Here is a 17,068-nt window from a genome sequence, read left to right on the forward strand (position 1 = left end):
GCCTCGTGCTACACTCGACGACGGATGAAAGGAGCGACGATGGCGCGGATACTGGCGGTGGACGACGAGCCGGCGATCAGGAGCCTTCTCGAACGCACGCTCGGCAAGGACGGGCACGACGTGCGCTGCGCGGCGTGCGCCGATGAGGCGCTCGCGGCGCACCCCGAGCGCTACGACCTCGTGCTGCTCGACGTGATGATGCCCGGCATGGACGGCTTCGAGCTGTGCCGCATCGTTCGCGAGCGCACGGACGCGCCCATCGTGTTCCTCACGGCGAAAGCTGCGGAGGAGGACGCGGTGTTCGGCTTGGGCGTGGGCGCGGACGATTATATTCGCAAGCCCTTCGGCGCGGCCGAGCTGCGCGCGAAGGTGGCGGCCCATCTGCGGCGCGAGAAGCGCGAGCGTGTGTACGCCCTCGCGTTCGGCGACGTGCGGCTCGACCTCGCGGCGCGGGAGCTGTACGTGGGCGACGCGCGCGTGGCGCTCACGAAGACCGAGTTCGACGTGTGCGAGTTCTTGGCGCGCCATCCGGGCCAGGTGTTCTCGCGCGACCAGATCGTCGAGGGCGTGCTGGGGTGGGGCGCGGAAAGCGACGCGGCCACGATCTCGGTGCACGTGAGCAACGCGCGCGCGAAGCTGAAGGCCGCGGGCGCGGAGCCCGTGCAGACCGTGTGGGGCGTGGGGTACAAATGGATCGCGTGAGCGGGCGCGGCGCCCGGCGCGGGCGCGGGCTGCCGCTGAGCCTCGTCATCCTGCGCTACTTCGCCTACGTGCTGGCGGCGGCCGTCGCGCTGGCGGTGGGGACGTACGTCGTGTTCGGCATCCTCGTGGGGACGGGCACGGTGTATCCGGCGAACTACGGCGACACGGCGCTCGCGGAGACGTCGGCGCGCCTTGCCGAGCTGCCGACCGACGATGCGGAGGCCGTCGACGCCGCCGTGCCGTCGAGCTTCCGCTGGGCCCTGTTCGCGAAGGACGGCGCCTACGTGGCCGGCGATGCGCCCGAGAGCGCGCGCGACGATCTCAAAGCGGCCGCCTTCGACGGGCTCGCCATCGCCTACGGGGGGCTGAGCACGACGCGCTACGAACCGGTGGAGCTGGCCGACGGCTCGGTGTGCGTGCTGACGTACGACTACATGCCGCAGTTCGCGTCGAAGGGGCTGCGCGACGCGCTGCCGAACCCGCAGAACCTGCTGCTGGGAGGGTTCGCCGTGCTGGCGGTGCTCGTGCTCGTGGGCATCGCCGTGCGCGCGGCGCGCGTGCTGTCGCGCAAGATGGCCCCGCTGGCCGACGCCGCGCGCCGCATCGAGGAGCGCGACCTCGATTTCGAGGTGGGGACGTCGGGCGTGCGCGAGATCGACGACGTGCTGGGCGCGATGGACGAGATGCGCGCCTCGCTGAAGGACTCCCTCGAGGCGCAATGGAGGAGCGAGCAGGCGCAGCGCGAGCAGATCGCCGCGCTCGCGCACGATCTGAAGACGCCGCTCACCGTGGTGCGCGGCAACGTCGACCTGCTGCTGGAGGGCGAGCTGACGGACGATCAGCGCCCGTGCGCGGCCGACGCGGCCGAGGGGGCGCGCCAGATGGGGACGTACCTGGCCGCGCTCATCGACGCGACGCTGGGCGACGCAACGGCGTTCGCGCCGGTCGAACGTCCGCTGCGCCCCCTGCTCGCGCGGTTGCGCGCGCAGGCCGAGGCGCTCGCGGCGTGCGGCGGCGCGCAGGTGGCGTGGAGCGAGGGCGCGGGGCTGCCCGAGACGCTGCGGATGGACGAGGCGCTCGTGGAGCGCGCCGTGATGAACGTGGTGGCGAACGCCGTGGAGCACGCGCCCGCCGACTCGACGGTGGAGGTGCGCGTGCGGGCGGACGGCGCGGCCGATGTCGGCGGCGCGCTCGCGGTGAGCGTGGCCGATGCGGGGCCCGGCTTCTCGCCCGAGGCGCTGGAGCGCGGATGCGAGCGCTTCTACCAGGGCGATCCCGCCCGCGCCGCGCGCGGGCACCGCGGGCTGGGGCTGCACGTGGCCGCGGGGGCCGCCGCGCGCCACGGCGGCTCGGTGGAGCTGGCGAACCGCGACGCCGCGGAGGGCCGCGGCGCCCGCGTGACGCTGCGGCTGCCGCGGGGCTAGGGGCGAGCGCCCCGTGACGCGGGGCGCCGCTTGCGGACGCTCGGGCGCGTCCGCGCCACGGGGGGCGTCGCTACCCGGGGTAGAAGCCGTCCTTGTGGAGCTTGAACCAGGCGTCGGGGTCGTCCTTCGCGTTCAGCTCGCGCAGCACCTCGCGCGCGAACTCGAGCGCGGCGCTTCCGTTCGCCGTGACCACGCCGCTATCGGCGACGGCCTGCGCTTCCACGAAATGCTCGCCGCCGCGGTAGTGCGGCGCGCACTGCTGCACGTACTCGAGCGTGTTGCCCGTGTGGGCGCAGTCGTCGAGGAAGCCGTGTTCGGCCAAAAACGACGCCGCGTTGCAGATGCCGCCGACGAGCGCCCCCTGCGCCCGTGCGCGCTTGACGAGGGGCACCACGGCGTCGATGCCGCTCGTCGGGTCGAGCCAGGGGTTGCCGCCGATGAGCAGCAGGGCGGCGAATTCCTCGGGAACGTCGTCCAGCGCGTAGTCGGGCAGCACGGCGAGGCCGCCCATCGAGTGCTTCGGCGCGCGGTCGGGCGCGACGGTTCTCACCTCGAAGCCGTCCGTCTGGTTGAGCTCGGCGCACACGTAGGAGCTTTCCCAGTCGGCGAAGCCGTCGAACACGTAGACGAGCACGGTTTTCTTCGAATCTTGCATGATGGATCCTTTCCATTGGGGACGCCGACCATGCTACCGAACCAACCATGACAGCAGTATGTCATGGTTCGCGAAACCGTACGAGATCGCCCAGCCAACCGGCCAGCCGCCGCGCCCAGGCGACGTTGTCGGTGCGGAACCTCGCGACGCCGACGGCCTCGCCGGGATCGCGCTCGAGGAAGCGGGCGTCGATGGTTTCGGCGAGGGTGAACTCGTTCGCGGCATCGTAGTCGAGCTCCACGAGCGCGGTGCCGGGCGCGTCCTCGTCGGGAGGCAGCAGCAGCGGGGCGTCGGGGGCGGAGAGGGCGAGCGGCGGGGCGTCGCGCGGCTCGAAGGTTTCGTCCAGCACGTCGAGAGCGGCGATACGCTTGAGCTTGAACAGGCGAAACGCCTCGCGTTCGCGGCAGAAGGCGTGCAGGTACCAGCTCGATTGCTTGTAGACGAGCCGCGCCGGCTCCACGACGCGCGTCCCGCGCCCCGACCGCGCGACGTACTCGATCCGCGCGCAGCGCCGCCCGCGCACGGCGTCGAGCAGCAGGGCGAGCTTTTCCTGCACGACGCCGTCGGCGAACCACGACGACAGGTCGAGGGCGATGGGGCCGCCCGCTGCGGCGCGCGGGTTCGCGTCGGCGCCGGGCACGAGCCGGGCGATGAGCTGCGTGACGGCCTGGTCGCCGTCGACGCTGCGCAGCCCGTCGAGCGCGGCGTACAGCGCGGCCGCATCGTGCGTGCTCAGCAGGTCGCGGCGCACCTTGAAGCCCTCGACGACGCCCACGCCGCCGCCCGCGCCCGGGAACGTGACGAGGGGCACGCCGGCCCGCCCCAGCGCGTCGAGGTCGCGCGCGATCGTGCGCGTCGACACCTCGAACCGCTCGGCCAGCGCCCCGATGGTGGTGCGCTGCGTGTCCGCCAGCACGCACATGATGCCGATGAGCCGCTCCATCCGCATGGCGCTCAGCCCCGCCGCGCCGCACGCCCGACAACCCGCGCCGCCGCCACGAGTAGCGGCTGCCTGGCGTCGAACAGCCGGCTTTCTTCTACGACCAGGCCGTTCGCTTCGAGAAATGCGCGGTACCCGTCAGCGGTCCAGCTGCGCGCGGGAGAGAACCCCGCCGCGCCGATGAGCTTTTGGAAGCGCATCGCGCCGTCGCTTTCGGCATTGACGTAGTTCGGGAGGATGAGGAGCCCGTCGGCTTTGGTCACGCGCGACAGCTCGGCCAGCGCGGCTTCGGGGCGGTCGAGCAGGTGCAGCACGTTCGCCGCCACGGCCGCGTCGAAGGCGTCGTCGGCGAACGAGAGGGCGCAGGCGTCCTCGACGGAGCAGGAGACGTTCGCCAGCCCGAGCCGCGCCGCCTTCGCGCGCGTGCGCTCCACCATGGCCGGCGCGTAGTCGCACGCGTCCACCCGCGCCGCCCCGGGCGCGAGCGCGCACGCGAACAGCCCCGTCCCGCAGGCTGCGTCGAGCACGCGCGCATCGGGCGCGACCCGCGCCGCCGCCCATGCGGCAGCCTCGTCGGCCGCGCCGCCGCGCGTCTTCATCGCGAGGTCGTACAGGGAGGCGAACCGCTCCCAAAACGCCTTGTCCATATCCGCCCAGCCCCTTCGATCGCGCTTCGTGCATGCGCTTCCAGCTTACCATGCCCGCAGCGGAATGTTTCACGTGAGCAGGCGTTCCGGCTCCCCCCCCCCTTGACGCATGATCGCATAGCGCCGAGGAGGGTCGGGACCTCGGCCCTTGCCGGTGCCGTCCCGCTCGGGAACCGCCGGGATGCTGGGCCGGCGCGCCTGGCGGGGCGGCCGCGCCGGATCGGGACGCGCAAGGGCCGTTCCCGGGCGAAGTCCCCGAGTTATGCACCCCCGCGGCATCGAGAACCCCCGAAAAACGCTCGGTTCCCGAGTTATGCACCCCTGCGAAGCCCTCTGCGCGCCACCTAGCCCGCACGGGAAACTTCCGACCTGGGGTTATTCCGCACCTCCGCGCGCGAGGTGCCCGATGAGGGGCGATCGGGCCTGCCACGATGGTGCATAACTCGGGAACCGGGGGGCGAGGACCGGGCAGCTGCGGCGGGCTGCAGGCGGCGGCGCGCCCGATCAGAGGGAGCGTGTCGGACTCCGAACTGCGGCTATGCGTCAGAGGAGGGGCGACCGCGTCTGTTCCGGCTCCCCGTCTGACGCATAATGCCCGATGGATGTTCGCGGGCCGCGAGCGCGCGGAAGGTTCCGTCCCGCATGAGCCGACGGCTTCTCCGGCTTCGTTCTTCAAGGGGGCTCGGAATGTCCGGCGTTGTCTCATGGATCCCTCGTTGGTCGGCGCGCCGTGGTCGCGCAGGAGCCCGCACGCGGCGTTCGCCCTCTCGGACGCGGGGCGGTTGACGGGCGGCGGGCAAAGTCAACTGCTGTTCGCTTGCGTCAACCGCTCGTGTTCCCGCATACTGGAAGCACGAAACGAGCGGGGCGACGGAAGGGAGCGCGCATGCGCGACATCAACTTGGGAGCTGTCATCGCGCGCGAGCGGCGCGCGGCCGACGTCACGCAGGGCGAGCTGGCCGCCCATCTGGGCGTGACGAAGGCGGCCGTGTCGAAGTGGGAGCTGGGCCAGAGCATGCCCGACGTGGCCCTGTTGCCGCGCATCGCCGCCTACTTCGACCTCACGCTCGACGAGCTGTTCGACTATCGGCCGCAGCTGACGGCCGAAGAGGTGCGCGACGTCTACCTGCGCCTGTTCGCGCAGATGAGCGAAGATCCGGATGCCGCCCTCGAGAGCGTCGACCGGCTGGTTGCGGAATACTACTCCTGCTGGCCGCTGCTGCAGCAGATGGGCGGGCTCTACGTGCAGCGCGCCGTGTTCGACACCGAGCATCCGGACGAGCTGTGCATGCGCGCCATCAAGCTGTTCGAGCGCGTCGAGGAGCACGCGGACGACGTGGAGCTGGTGCGCACCGCCCGCATGATGCGTGCGTCCACGATGAACATCCTGGGCGACGTCGACGGCTGCATCTCGCTGTTCGAGAGCCTGAAACCCGAGAGATCCATCGGCGTCGAACTGCTCCTGGCTGTCACGTACGAACAGAAAGGCGACCGCGAGGCCTGCCTGAAGCTGTACCAGGAGTCGATGGGCTGGGGCGTGATAAGCGTTATGAGCAGCTTGAACGCCCAGCTGCCGCTGTATGCCGACGACGCCGCTCATCGCGATGCGCTCGTGCAGGCCGGAGAAGGCATGCTGCGCGGGTTCGATCTGGAAGCGGAGAACCCCCTGTCGGCGCTCACGTTTCTGGCGAGCGCTTCCGCCGCGTACCTGCTTGCGGGCGACGAGGAGCGCACGAAGGCCTATCTGGAGCGCTTTATCGCGCTTTTGGGAAGCCTCGATGCGCGCGGCCTGCTGTACGGCGCGCGCCAGGGCGTGCTCTACGATCTCGTGCCCGAGCTGACTGCGTCCGATCCCGGCCAGGAGCAGGAGAAGGACGCCCAGGTCGCGGCGCTCGACCCCAAGCAGCTGGGCAAGCAGCTGATCACGGCTCGGCCGCCGTGGATGGAGCATGCCGACGACCCGCGGTTCCGGCCGCTGCTCGACCGGTTGGAGGCGCTGCGATGAGCGGGGCGCGCGAGACCGTGCTGCGCGCGGAAGGGCTGGGCTACCGCTACGGGAAGACCGAGGTGTTCGGCGGGGCGTCGTTCGCGTTGCGGGCGGGCGAGGTGGCGTTTCTGACCGGGCCGAACGGGGCGGGGAAGTCGACGCTGCTGCGTTGCCTCGCCGGGTGGGACGCGCCCGCCGAGGGGTTCGTCGAGCTGTGCGGCGCGCGCTTCGACGGCTCGGACCGCGCGCAGCGCAGCCTGCTCGCGTTCGTGCCCGACGTGCCCTCGTTCTACGACGACCTCACGGCGGGCGAGCACATCCGCTTCGTGCGGCAGGCGAATCGCCTCGATGCCGCCGACGACCCGTCGGACGAGCTCATGGCCCGGTTCGGCCTCGACGGTCAGCGCGACCGGCTGCCCTCGTCGTACTCGCGCGGCATGCGCCAGAAGCTTGCTCTCGTGCTGGCGCTGGCCCGCGCGCCGCGCCTGCTGCTGCTCGACGAGCCCTACGGGCCGCTCGACCCGGATGCGGCCGCCGTGCTGAGCGCGCTGGTCGAGGAGGCACGGGACGCCGGCGCCGCCGTTCTCGTCAGTTGCCACCACGACGTGCCGAACCTGCGGCCCGACAAGCTGGCGCGCCTCGAGGGCGGCCGCCTGGACGTGCGCGATGCGCGGGCCGCGCAGGATGGCGACGAGGGCGGCGACGATGCGTGACGTCCGCCTGCTGCTGTGGCTGCGCGTGCGGCATGCTCGCTCGGCGATCGATCGCGCCCTGCACCTCGCGGGCGCGGGCATCGACGACGGCGGTTGGGGCGAGCGCGCCTACCAGCTGTACGCGGTGGGCATCATGGCCGTGTGGTTCGCGCTCATGGCGGCCGCCCTCGTCGATGCGATCCAGGGGGCGTTCGCGGGCCTCGACGCCGCCGTCTGCGCGCTCGCGGTGCGCTTTGCGCTGCTGGTGCCGGCGTTCGTCCTGCTGCGCAGCGGCATCGCGGGCGTGCGGACGACGCCGTTGAAGCTGTCGCATCCCGACATCGCCTATCTGGCGGCCAGCGCGGTGAGCGCACGGGCGCTCGTCGGCATGGCCGCAGGCGTGCAGGCGCTCGCGGCTGCGGCCGCCGGGGGCGCGGCCGGGTTCCTGCTGGGCGTGGGGCTTGAGAGCGCGGCCGTGCTCGCGGCCCCGCCGGCCGCGGTGGCGCTCGCGGGCGCGGCGGTGGCGGCCGCTGCGGCGGCGCTCGGCTGGGTCGCGGGCCTCGCGCGGCTGGCACGCGCGCGCTGGACCGGGTGGAACGCGGCCGCTGCGGTGGCGGCGCTTGCCGTCGCCGCCGCCGCGTGGTGCGCCCTCGTGCTGAGCGCGCACGCCTCCGCGCTGCTGGCTCCCGCAGCGTTCGCGGCGCTCGCCGCGGGTGGGGCCCTCGCCGTCGCTCTCGCCGCGCTCGCGCTCTTCCTGCTGGCGCCGCGCGCGGACATGACGCGCGTCATCGACGAGAACTCCCTGCACGCCGACCTCTGCCGGTTCGGCGTGCTGTCGCCCCTCGACCGCAGCGACATCGCCGAATACCAGCGTCGCCGCAAGCTGGCCGCCCGCCCGGCGCGGTTCTCCCTGCCGTCGGGCGAGGGCCGCCGCGCCCTCGTGCAGCGGGCCGTGCTGTCGCACGCGCGCCAGTACGACGGCATCCCGAGTCTCCTGATGCAGGGGGCGTTCGCCGTGCCGCTCGGGGTGCTCGCGCTCCTCGGTGCGGGCGGCCCCGCGCTGTTCGTGTTCTGGCTGCCGGTGGCCGTCCTCATGCCGCAGGGCGCGCGCGAGGCCACGCGGGCGTTTCGCGACGACCTGCGCAACCGGCTCGTGCGCGACCGCCTGCCGTTCGGCGTGCTCGAGCTGTTGGTGTTCGACACCCTGCCCGCGTTCGTCCTGACCACGGTGCTCGCCTGCGCGGTCGCCGCCGTCGCCGCCCCTGCGGGCGCGTCCCCGCTCGCCGCCGCCGCGCTCGCGGCGCTCCTGAACGCCGCGCTGCTGCTCAGCTGCGGGCTCGACGCCGTCCGCCCGTTCCCGGGCGGCCCCCGCTTGTGCTACGAGTACGGCGCCCTCGCGCTCGTGGGCGTGGGTTTCGCGCTCGCGCTGTTCGCGCCGTTGCCCGCGGTGCTGGCCGGCGTGGCGCTCTTCGCCGCGGCGGTCGCCCTCGTCGTGCGCAACGGATCGGAATGCGCGCGCTGACGGCGCCTCCTTGTCCGGGCGGCGCTCCTCCTCTATAATCAAGGTTTTCCTGAAAACCGAAGCGGGGAGGACGCCCTATGTCGAACATCGTCGTACGGAACGCGCGCGAAGGAAACCTCAAGGGCATCTCGCTCGACATCCCGAAGGGGAAGCTCGCGGTGTTCACGGGGCTGTCGGGGTCGGGCAAGTCCACGCTGCTCATCGACGTGCTGTTCAACGAGTGCCAGCGCCAGTACCTCGAGGCGCTCGGGATGGAGGGCATCCGCAAGCCCCAGGTCGACCGCATCGCGGGCGCGTCCCCCGCCATCCTCATCTCGCAGACCGACGCCAACCGCAACCCGCGCTCCACGGTGGGCACCGTGACCGACGTGTACACCGACCTGCGCATGGTGTTCGAGAAGCTGCACGTGCGCACGTGCCCGCATTGCGGCGCGACCGTCAGCTCGGATGCGTGCGAGGAGGAGACCGAGAAGCGGGGGAGCGACTTCCTCGTGTTCATGCGCTGCAGCGCGTGCGGGCAGCGGATGCCGAAGCTCACGCGCACGCAGTTCTCGTTCAACACGAAGGAGGGCGCGTGCCCTGCGTGCGAGGGGCTGGGCACGACGCTCGCCATCGACCTGGAGGCGGTGCTCGACGAGAGCCGCTCGCTCGAGGACGGCGCGGTGGACTTCTGGGCGAGCCGCTACCAGGACTACATGATCGGCGCGCTGCATGCCGCGTGCCGACGCTACGGCCTGGACGTTCCCGTGGGCGTGCCGGTGGCGCGGTTCGACGCGCTGCAACGGGAGATCCTGCTCAACGGCACGGCGAGCCCGGTGCTCGCCGAGGCGTGCCCGCACATCGCGCCTCCGAAGACGATGGCGGACGGGAAGTTCGAGGGCGTCCTGCCGCTCTTGTGGCGGCGCTACGCCGAGCACGAGGGCGCCTCGAAGGGACTCGAGCGCTACTTCACGGCCGCCGTATGCGCCTCGTGCGGCGGCGAGCGCCTGGGCGAGCTCGGGCGCACGGCCACGGTGGACGGCACGCGGCTGCCGGAGCTGGCCGCCGCGTCGCTCGAGCGCATCCTCGCGTGGGCGCGCGCCCTCGACGCGTCGCTCGCGCCCAAGCGCCGCGCGCTCGTGGAGGACTACCTGCGCGACGTGCAGACGAAGCTTGCGCGCTCTGTGCAGGTGGGGCTCGGCTACCTCGCGCTCGACCGCCAGACGGTCACGCTGTCGGGCGGCGAGCGGCAGCGCATGCGCCTGGCCAGCGTGCTGGACTCGGAGCTGTCCGGCGTGATCTACCTCCTCGACGAGCCCACCGTGGGCCTCCACCCGCGCGACACCGAGGGTCTCGTGGCGGTGCTGAAGAAGCTGCGCGACCTGGGCAACACGGTGCTCGTCATCGAGCACGACCCCGACGTCATGCGCGCGGCCGACGTCATCGTGGACGTGGGTCCCGGCTCGGGCGCGCACGGCGGGCGCATCGTCGCCGCCGGCACGCTCGCGCAGATCGCCGCCGAGCCCGCGTCGGCCACGGGGCGCTACCTCGGCGCGCCCCCCGCGCCCAAGGCGGCGTTCCGCCCCGCCGACCGCACGGCCGTGGAGGTGCGCGGCGCGCGCCTGTTCAACCTCAAGGGCATCGACGTGCGCATCCCCGCCGGCTGCCTGACTGCCGTCACGGGCCCGTCGGGCTCGGGCAAGTCCACGCTCGTGTTCGAGCTCGTCGCGCGCGGCGACGGCTCTTCGGAGGGCGGCGAGGTGCGCGGCTGCGACGGGTTCGACCAGGTGGTGGACGTGGGGCAGGCGCCCCTCGTGAAGATGAAGCGCTCGAACGTGGCCACGTACTCGGGCGTGGCGGCCGATATCCGCACGCTGTTCGCGGCCACCGAGGACGCGGTGCGCGCCGGGCTCGCGCCGAAGCATTTCTCGTTCAACGCGCCGGGCGGCCGCTGCGAGCGCTGCGAGGGGCTGGGCACGGTGACCAGCAACATGCTGTTCTTCACCGACGTCGAGGCCGTGTGCCCGGCGTGCGGCGGCCGGCGGTTCGTCGACGAGGTGCTGGCCGTGGCCTACGCGGGCAAGTCCATCGACGAGGTCATGCACCTCACGGTGGAGGAGGCCGCGGCGTTCTTCGGCGCGGCGGCCGACGGCGCGGCGGGGCGGCGCATCGCGCGCACGCTGGGCCTTTTGGAGGACGTGGGGCTGGGCTACCTCATGCTGGGCCAGACGCTCACCACGCTGTCGGGCGGCGAGGGCCAGCGCCTCAAGCTGGCGAAGGAGCTGATCGAAGGCAAGGGGCGCACCAACCTCTACCTGCTGGACGAGCCCACCACGGGCCTGCACCCGCAGGACGTGGACCACTTCCTGGCCCTCGTGGACCGTCTCGTGGACGCGGGCAGCACCGTCGTGGTGGTGGAGCACAACCCGCAGGTCATCGACCGCGCGGACTGGGTGATCGACCTCGGCCCCGAAGGCGGCGACGCGGGCGGCGAGCTCATGTTCGCCGGCACCCCCGCCGACCTGCGCGCCTCAGGTGTCGGCGCGACGGCGGCGTACCTCTGACGCAGGCGAGGCGCCGCCCCGGCGCGAACGCCGGGCGCCGCGCAGCGCGTCCCGCGCATTTGCTATGATGGTGCCCACGCGCTCGGCAGGCGACGGAAAGGACCGCGGCCCATGCTCAGACCACCGATTCTCATCCAGGCGATCAAGCAGGTGGCGGGTCTCGTCGCCATCGCGTTTCGCTACGACAACAAGGTGCCCGGCCCCGAGGACGGCCCGTCGCGCAACGCGTACCGGCTGCCGTTCGCGGGGGCGTGGACGGTGTTCAACGGCGGCGTGACCGAGGAGACCTCCCATTCCTGGGACGTGGTCACGCAGCGCTACGCCTACGACTTCCTCGTGCTCGACGACGAGGGCGGCAGCTGCGCTCCCGACCCCGCCGACCCGTCCGACCCCGCCTCGTACCGCTGCTACGGCCTCGACGTGCTGGCTCCCGCCGCGGGGACGGTGGCGGAGGCGCGCGACGACTGCCCCGACGCGCCCATCGCGCTCGACGGCTCGGTGGCCTGCGGGGGAGACGACATCCGCGGCAACTACGTGCTGATCGAGCACGCGCACGGCGAGTATTCCAGCCTGTGCCACCTCATGCCCGGCAGCGTGGCCGTGCGCGTGGGCGACGAAGTGGCGTGCGGGCAGGCGGTGGGGCGCTGCGGCAGCTCGGGCAACAGCTCGGAGCCGCATCTGCATTTCCACGTGCAGGCGGGGCGCAGCTTCTACGCATCGCTCGGCGTGCCCGTCCGTTTCGAAGGCGTCCTCGCCGAGCCGGCCCCGCGCTACGAGGCCGCCGACCCGCGCCCGCTTCCCTCCGACGCGGGCGATCCGTTCCCGCCGTTCCTCACGCGCGGGCTGCGGGTTCGACCCGCGCCCGCAGATGGGGAAGCTGCGAGATGACGATGCCGGCGAGGATGCCGACGATGCCGACGATCTGGAGCGCCTCCACCGGCTCGCCGATGACGAGCGTGGACAGGGCGATGCCGCAGGGAAGCTCGGAGGACGCCATGATGGCCGAGAGCCCCGGCGTCAGGTGCGGCGTGGCGATGCCGAACAGCACCACGGGGACGAACAGGGCGCACAGCCCCAGCACCAGGCCGTACTTCCAGATGCCGTCCTGCAGCGCGCCGCTGGCGAAGTAGTCGGGGCACAGCGCGAAGCCGAGCGCGCACGCGCCCAGGCACACGACGAGCCCGCGCTGGATGGGCGGCAGGCCGCGCCCGACGCGGCTCGAGAAGAACATGAAGAAGGTGCAGCTGAGGGCCGAGAGCAGCCCGCACGCCACCCCGACGGGGTCGAGCGTTCCCACGTCGCTCGAGAACACCCTGCTGGCCAGGAGCGTCCCGCCCAGGATGACGACGGCGGCCGCCGCCTCGGCCGCGCGCGGGCGGCGGCGCATGACGACGAGCTGGACGACGATGCCCATCCACGTGAACTGGAACAGCAGCGTGATGGCCACCGAAACCGGCAGCAGGGTGAGCGCGTAGTTGTACAGCACGGTGCCGATGCACGTGTTCAGCCCGAGGCCTACGAGGGCGAGCACCTGCTTGGGGGAGAGCGCCACGAGGCGCGTGCCGCGCGCCCGTTGCACGAGCAGCGCCGCCGCGAACAGCAGCGCGGCGAACAGCGCCTGGCTCGCCACCACCTGGGTCCAGGTGAAGCCGGCGGCGTAGGTGATCTTCACCGTGGTGGCTTGAGCGCCGTAGCTGGCGCCGGCGAGGAAGACGATCCCGGAGTATTTCAAGGTGTCCGTCTGCATGGGGCCATTCTAGCGCATGGCGGGGCCGCCCGGGCGCGGGGCCTGCACGCGCCCGCGGACGCGCATGACGGCGCGCTAACGGTTGGGATCATGTTCGGTGCCGGTTCGCCCGCGCCCGGGCGCGCCGGGGTACCATCGTGCGAAACGTCGACACGAGGGGAGGAGCATGGACCGGATCGCGCGCGTGCTGCTCGGCGGCAGCGTGGACGAGGCGTACGTCGCCGGCATGGAGCGCAGCCTGTTCGCCGTGGTGGACGACCCGCTCAAGCAGCTGTCCGCGTTCTTCCTGTGCATCGTGCTGTCGGCCGTCGTGGCCACGGGCGGCGTGGCGGCGTCCTCGCCGGCCATCATCATCGGCGCCATGATCATCGCCCCGCTCATGATGCCCATCATGGGCACCTCGTTCGCCGTCACGCGCGGCCGTCCCCGCCAGGCGCTCAGGGCGCTGGCCGTGGCGGCGGGCGGCGCGCTCGTCGTGGTGCTCGTGGCGTGCCTCGTGACGGCCCTGCTGCCGGCCGGGGTGCCGCTGGCGGGCAACGTCGAGGCGACGTCGCGCACGGCGCCGCGCCTCGTGGACCTCGTGGTGGCCGTGGCGTCCGGCTTCGTGGGCGCGCTCGCGGCGGCGCGCGACGACGTCGGCGAGACGCTGCCGGGCGTGGCGGTGGCCGTGTCCATCGTGCCGCCGTTGTGCGTGGCGGGAGCCGCGCTCGTGCAAGGGGCGCTCGCGATGGCGGGCGGGGCGCTGCTGCTGTTCTTCGTCAACTTCTTCTCCATCCAGCTGGCCGGCAACCTGGCCTTCTTCCTCATGGGCTTCGGCCGGCGCGACCGTGCGGGCGCGGTGGCGCGCCGCCTGTGGTACGCCACGGCCATCGCGGGCACGCTGCTGGTGGCGCTGCCGCTTGCGGCGACGAGCGAGAGGATCGCGCAGGGCGCCTCCGACGAGCGCGCCGCGAACGCGGCCGTGCGCCAGTGGCTGGACGGGTCGGGCTACGAGAGCTTGAGCGTGAAGACGGCCGACGACGGCGTCACCGTGGAGATCGCGGGAGCGGGGCCGGCCCCGTCCGCCGAGGACCTGGCCGCGCTGCTGCGCGACGGCGGCGTCGAGGTCGGCGAGGCGCGCGTCATCGTGGCGCACGAGGTGCGCGCACCGGTCGGCTCGTAGGGTTCATCGCTTATATATCACCTGATCAATAGACGTATTCCATCGCCGAAACTCCACGGTCTGTTCGCTTGCGCGCCGCCCGATTGTGTGCGAACATGCGTTCTCGTACAAGATCGGGACGCGGTGCGGAAGGCGGCGAGGCGCGCATGCAGGCAGCAAGCGAGAGGGGCGCGAAGGGCGAGGGAGGCGAGAGGGGCGTCCCCGAGACGTTCGGCGGGCGCACGATCGGCTCGCCGGAGGGCGTCGACGAGCACCGCGTGATCTTCCATTCGGACATGAACGCGTTCTACGCGAGCGTGGAGCAGGCCGAGCGGCCGGAGCTGCGCGGCCTGCCGCTCGTGGTGGGCGGCCACGAGGAGCTACGCCACGGCATCGTGCTGGCGAAGAGCGCGGGCGCGAAGGCGGCGGGCGTCAAGACGGGCGAGGCGCTGTGGGAGGCGCGGGCGAAGTGCCCCGGGCTCGTGGTGGTGCCGCCGCGCTACGAGGTGTACCAGGCGTACTCGGCCATGGCGCGCCGCATCTACTACCAGTACACCGACCTCGTGGAGCCCTTCGGCCTCGACGAGGCGTGGCTCGACCTCACCGGCTCGCTGGGGCTGGCCGGCGGCGACGCGGCGCAGGCGGCCGCCGAGATCAGCGGCCGCATGAAGGACGAGCTGGGCTGCACCGTGTCTATCGGCGTGTCGTGGAACAAGATATTCGCGAAGTTCGGCAGCGACTACCGCAAGCCCGACGCCGTCACGTTCGTCACGCCGGAGAACTACCGCCGTCTGGTGTGGGACGCCCCGGTGAGCGAGCTTCTGTACGTCGGCGCCGCCACGCGCGCCAAGCTGCACTCGTCGGGTATCGATTGCATCGGCGACTTGGCGTGCGCCTCGCCCGAGCTGCTGCGCCGCCGCCTGGGCAAGATCGGGCTCGTGCTGCGCGCGTTCGCGCGCGGCGAGGACGCGACGCCCGTGAAGCCCTACGACGCCGCGAGAAACGAGGTGGACCGCACGGTGAAGAGCTTCGGCAACGGCCTGACCGCGCCGCACGACATCGTGAACGCGTCCGACGCGAAGGCGCTCATCTACCTGCTGTCCGAGTCGGTGGCGCAGCGGCTGCGGGAGGCGCGCTTCCGCGCGTCCACGGTGTCCATCGGCGTGCGCAGCGCGCAGGACCTCACCAGCTACTCGCGCCAGACGACGCTGCGCCGCGCGACGAACGTGACCGGCACCGTCGCGCGCACGGCCTGGGACCTGCTCGCGGCCAACGAGCCGCTCGACGAGTCGCGGCCCCTGCGCGGGCTGCACGTGCGCGCGTCGAACCTCGAGCCTTGTGCCGCGCCCCAGCAGCTCGAGTTGCCTTTCGACGCGCATCGCCGCGTGCTGGAAGACCTCGACGAGACGATCGACGGTCTGCGCCGCCGCTTCGGCAACACCTGCATCCAGCGCGGGGCCGAGCTGCTGGACGAGAGCCTGCTCGACCTCGACGTCAAGAAGGAGAACGTCGTGCACCCCGTGGGGTACTTCTAGGGCCGAGGGCGCGCGAGGGGGTCGTCCGGCGCCAGCCGCGACGCTTCCGGCTGCCGCCGCGCGGGACCCTTCGGCGTCGTCCAGCGACGGGCCGAAGGGGGCGCAAAAGGGGAGCCCTGACAATTTTTCGGAGGTTCGCCGGCATCGGGTGGCCGTCCCGTTTTCGCCCATCAGGCGTTTCTTGGGCGGCAGGGAAGCCGTGCGACGGGTTTTCGGTCGGGAGATTGTCAGGGCTCTCGATGTGCGCCCCATCGAGCCGGGTGCCGACGAAGCGTCGGGTGAAGAGCGCGAATCGGCAGGATGAAGAGGGGGGGGACGAGCGAGCATGGTGCGGGGCATAGCGGCGCGGCGGAAGCGGTACGTGGAGGTGGAGGCGACGTTCCTCGAGGACGGGCGCATCCTGCCGCGCGCCGTCGTGTGGCGCGACGGGCGGCGGTTCCCCGTGCGCGCCATCCTGGGCGTGCGGCGGTGCGCGTCGCTCAAGGTGGGCGGCTCGGGCGTGCGTTACGACGTGCTGGTGGGCCATGCGCACACGTTCCTGTTCCACGAGGACCCGCGCTGGTTCGTCGAGGAGATCGTCCCCGAGCCCGCCGACCCGCCCCCCGACGACCCCGGCGGCGCCTGGGGCGCGTGAGCCCCTGCGGCGGAGGCGAAGCCGACGGCGCACCTTCGCGCGCATATCGGGTAGAATGGGGCATCGTGAAACGTCGCCCGGGGACGGGCGGAAGGAGCGCCTATGCATATCGAAACGCCTGCCGAGAGGACGCCCGAGCTGGTGGCCGCCCTGGCCGACGTGTGGGAGCGGTCGGTGCGCGCGACGCACGACTTCCTCACCGAGGACGACATCGTGGGGCTGCGCCCCGAAGTGGGGCCCGGCCTCGCGGGCGTCGCCGCCCTGGCGGTGGCGTACGCCGACGGGGCGCCGTGCGGGTTCGCGGGCACGCAGGACGGCAAGGTGGAGATGCTGTTCGTGGCGCCGGAGGCGCGCGGGCGCGGCGTGGGACGCGCGCTGCTGGAGCACGCGATGGAGCACGAGGGCGCGGTGACGCTCGACGTGAACGAGCAGAACCCGCAGGCCCGCGGCTTCTACGAGCGCATGGGCTTCCGCGTCGAGGGCCGCTCGCCCGTCGACGACGCCGGCCGGCCGTTTCCGCAGCTGCACATGCGCCTCGCAGAGCCGACGAAGGGAATCGCATGACCACGAGCAAAGACTACCTCGCCTACGTCCTCGACCTGCTGGCCGAGGTGCCGGGCGTGTCCCATCGCGCCATGATGGGCGAGTACCTGCTGTACGCCGAAGGGAAGCTGTTCGGCGGCGTCTACGACGAGCGCCTGCTCGTGAAGGACGTGCCGGCGGCGCGCGGCCTGCTGCGCGCCGAGGCGATCCCCTACGAGGGCGCGAAGCCCATGCTGCTCGTGGAAAGCGAGAGCCCGACCGAGGTGGCGCGCCTCGTGGCGGCCATGCTGCCCGAGCTGCCCGCCCCGAAACCCCGCACGCGCGCGGCATCGGCCGCGAAGACGAAGGGATGGTGA

16 protein-coding genes are annotated in these 17,068 nt (G+C 72.4%); 12 read left to right on the plus strand and 4 right to left on the minus strand.

What is annotated here, in order from left to right:
* Window positions 1-39: 39 nt before the first annotated feature.
* Both GS424_RS05990 and GS424_RS05995 read left to right on the plus strand, forming a co-directional pair.
* Window positions 40-702 carry a response regulator transcription factor gene (locus GS424_RS05990; protein WP_160943167.1) on the plus strand — a complete coding sequence of 221 codons (663 nt, stop codon included), beginning with the start codon at window positions 40-42 and terminating at the stop codon, window positions 700-702.
* Window positions 690-2,126, plus strand: coding sequence for a sensor histidine kinase (locus tag GS424_RS05995; RefSeq protein ID WP_160943168.1), 1,437 nt, complete (start codon window positions 690-692; stop codon window positions 2,124-2,126). Before GS424_RS05990 ends, GS424_RS05995 begins: the two co-directional genes overlap by 13 nt.
* Before the next feature lie 70 nt (window positions 2,127-2,196).
* Here the strand turns inward: GS424_RS05995 and GS424_RS06000 are convergent, their stop codons facing one another.
* From GS424_RS06000 to GS424_RS06010, 3 genes are all read right to left on the minus strand, one after another.
* Entirely contained in the window at window positions 2,197-2,781 is a 585-nt protein-coding gene (locus GS424_RS06000) for a type 1 glutamine amidotransferase family protein (RefSeq protein ID WP_160943169.1), read from the minus strand.
* 61 nt (window positions 2,782-2,842) lie between these two features.
* The gene (locus tag GS424_RS06005; RefSeq protein ID WP_160943170.1) at window positions 2,843-3,730 is read right to left on the minus strand and encodes a helix-turn-helix transcriptional regulator; all 888 of its coding nucleotides are present in this window, start codon (window positions 3,728-3,730) and stop codon (window positions 2,843-2,845) included.
* 5 nt (window positions 3,731-3,735) lie between these two features.
* Window positions 3,736-4,368 carry a class I SAM-dependent methyltransferase gene (locus GS424_RS06010; RefSeq protein WP_160943171.1) on the minus strand — a complete coding sequence of 211 codons (633 nt, stop codon included), beginning with the start codon at window positions 4,366-4,368 and terminating at the stop codon, window positions 3,736-3,738.
* Between the two features lie 886 nt (window positions 4,369-5,254).
* Between GS424_RS06010 and GS424_RS06015 the strand changes: the two genes are divergently transcribed.
* From GS424_RS06015 to GS424_RS06035, 5 genes are all read left to right on the plus strand, one after another.
* Window positions 5,255-6,373, plus strand: a complete 1,119-nt coding sequence (locus GS424_RS06015; protein ID WP_160943172.1) for a helix-turn-helix domain-containing protein — start codon at window positions 5,255-5,257, stop codon at window positions 6,371-6,373.
* Complete coding sequence (locus tag GS424_RS06020; RefSeq protein ID WP_160943173.1) at window positions 6,370-7,068, plus strand: ABC transporter ATP-binding protein; 699 nt, start codon at window positions 6,370-6,372, stop codon at window positions 7,066-7,068. Before GS424_RS06015 ends, GS424_RS06020 begins: the two co-directional genes overlap by 4 nt.
* On the plus strand, window positions 7,061-8,569 hold the full coding sequence (locus GS424_RS06025; protein ID WP_160943174.1) for a hypothetical protein: 1,509 nt from the start codon (window positions 7,061-7,063) through the stop codon (window positions 8,567-8,569). The genes GS424_RS06020 and GS424_RS06025 overlap by 8 nt, the downstream gene beginning before the upstream one ends.
* Before the next feature lie 77 nt (window positions 8,570-8,646).
* On the plus strand, window positions 8,647-11,112 hold the full coding sequence (locus GS424_RS06030) for an excinuclease ABC subunit UvrA (protein ID WP_160943175.1): 2,466 nt from the start codon (window positions 8,647-8,649) through the stop codon (window positions 11,110-11,112).
* A gap of 111 nt (window positions 11,113-11,223) precedes the next feature.
* The gene (locus GS424_RS06035) at window positions 11,224-12,000 is read left to right on the plus strand and encodes a M23 family metallopeptidase (protein ID WP_160943176.1); all 777 of its coding nucleotides are present in this window, start codon (window positions 11,224-11,226) and stop codon (window positions 11,998-12,000) included.
* Here the strand turns inward: GS424_RS06035 and GS424_RS06040 are convergent.
* The gene (locus GS424_RS06040; RefSeq protein ID WP_160943177.1) at window positions 11,945-12,859 is read right to left on the minus strand and encodes an EamA family transporter; all 915 of its coding nucleotides are present in this window, start codon (window positions 12,857-12,859) and stop codon (window positions 11,945-11,947) included. The genes GS424_RS06035 and GS424_RS06040 overlap by 56 nt on opposite strands.
* Window positions 12,860-13,025: 166 nt before the next feature.
* On the opposite strand from GS424_RS06040, the gene GS424_RS06045 reads away from it, so the two are divergent.
* The 5 genes from GS424_RS06045 to GS424_RS06065 all read left to right on the plus strand — a co-directional run bounded on the left by GS424_RS06045 (window position 13,026) and on the right by GS424_RS06065 (window position 17,068).
* Window positions 13,026-14,021, plus strand: a complete 996-nt coding sequence (locus tag GS424_RS06045) for a DUF389 domain-containing protein (RefSeq protein WP_154334641.1) — start codon at window positions 13,026-13,028, stop codon at window positions 14,019-14,021.
* Between the two features lie 146 nt (window positions 14,022-14,167).
* Complete coding sequence (locus GS424_RS06050; protein ID WP_160943178.1) at window positions 14,168-15,535, plus strand: DNA polymerase Y family protein; 1,368 nt, start codon at window positions 14,168-14,170, stop codon at window positions 15,533-15,535.
* A 325-nt stretch (window positions 15,536-15,860) separates the two neighbouring features.
* The gene (locus GS424_RS06055; protein WP_154334638.1) at window positions 15,861-16,169 is read left to right on the plus strand and encodes an outer dense fiber protein 1; all 309 of its coding nucleotides are present in this window, start codon (window positions 15,861-15,863) and stop codon (window positions 16,167-16,169) included.
* 102 nt (window positions 16,170-16,271) lie between these two features.
* Window positions 16,272-16,733, plus strand: a complete 462-nt coding sequence (locus GS424_RS06060; RefSeq protein ID WP_160943179.1) for a GNAT family N-acetyltransferase — start codon at window positions 16,272-16,274, stop codon at window positions 16,731-16,733.
* Window positions 16,730-17,068, plus strand: coding sequence for a TfoX/Sxy family protein (locus GS424_RS06065; protein WP_160943180.1), 339 nt, complete (start codon window positions 16,730-16,732; stop codon window positions 17,066-17,068). Before GS424_RS06060 ends, GS424_RS06065 begins: the two co-directional genes overlap by 4 nt.

Origin of the sequence: Eggerthella guodeyinii (assembly GCF_009834925.2) — a bacterium.
GTDB lineage: Bacteria > Actinomycetota > Coriobacteriia > Coriobacteriales > Eggerthellaceae > Eggerthella > Eggerthella guodeyinii.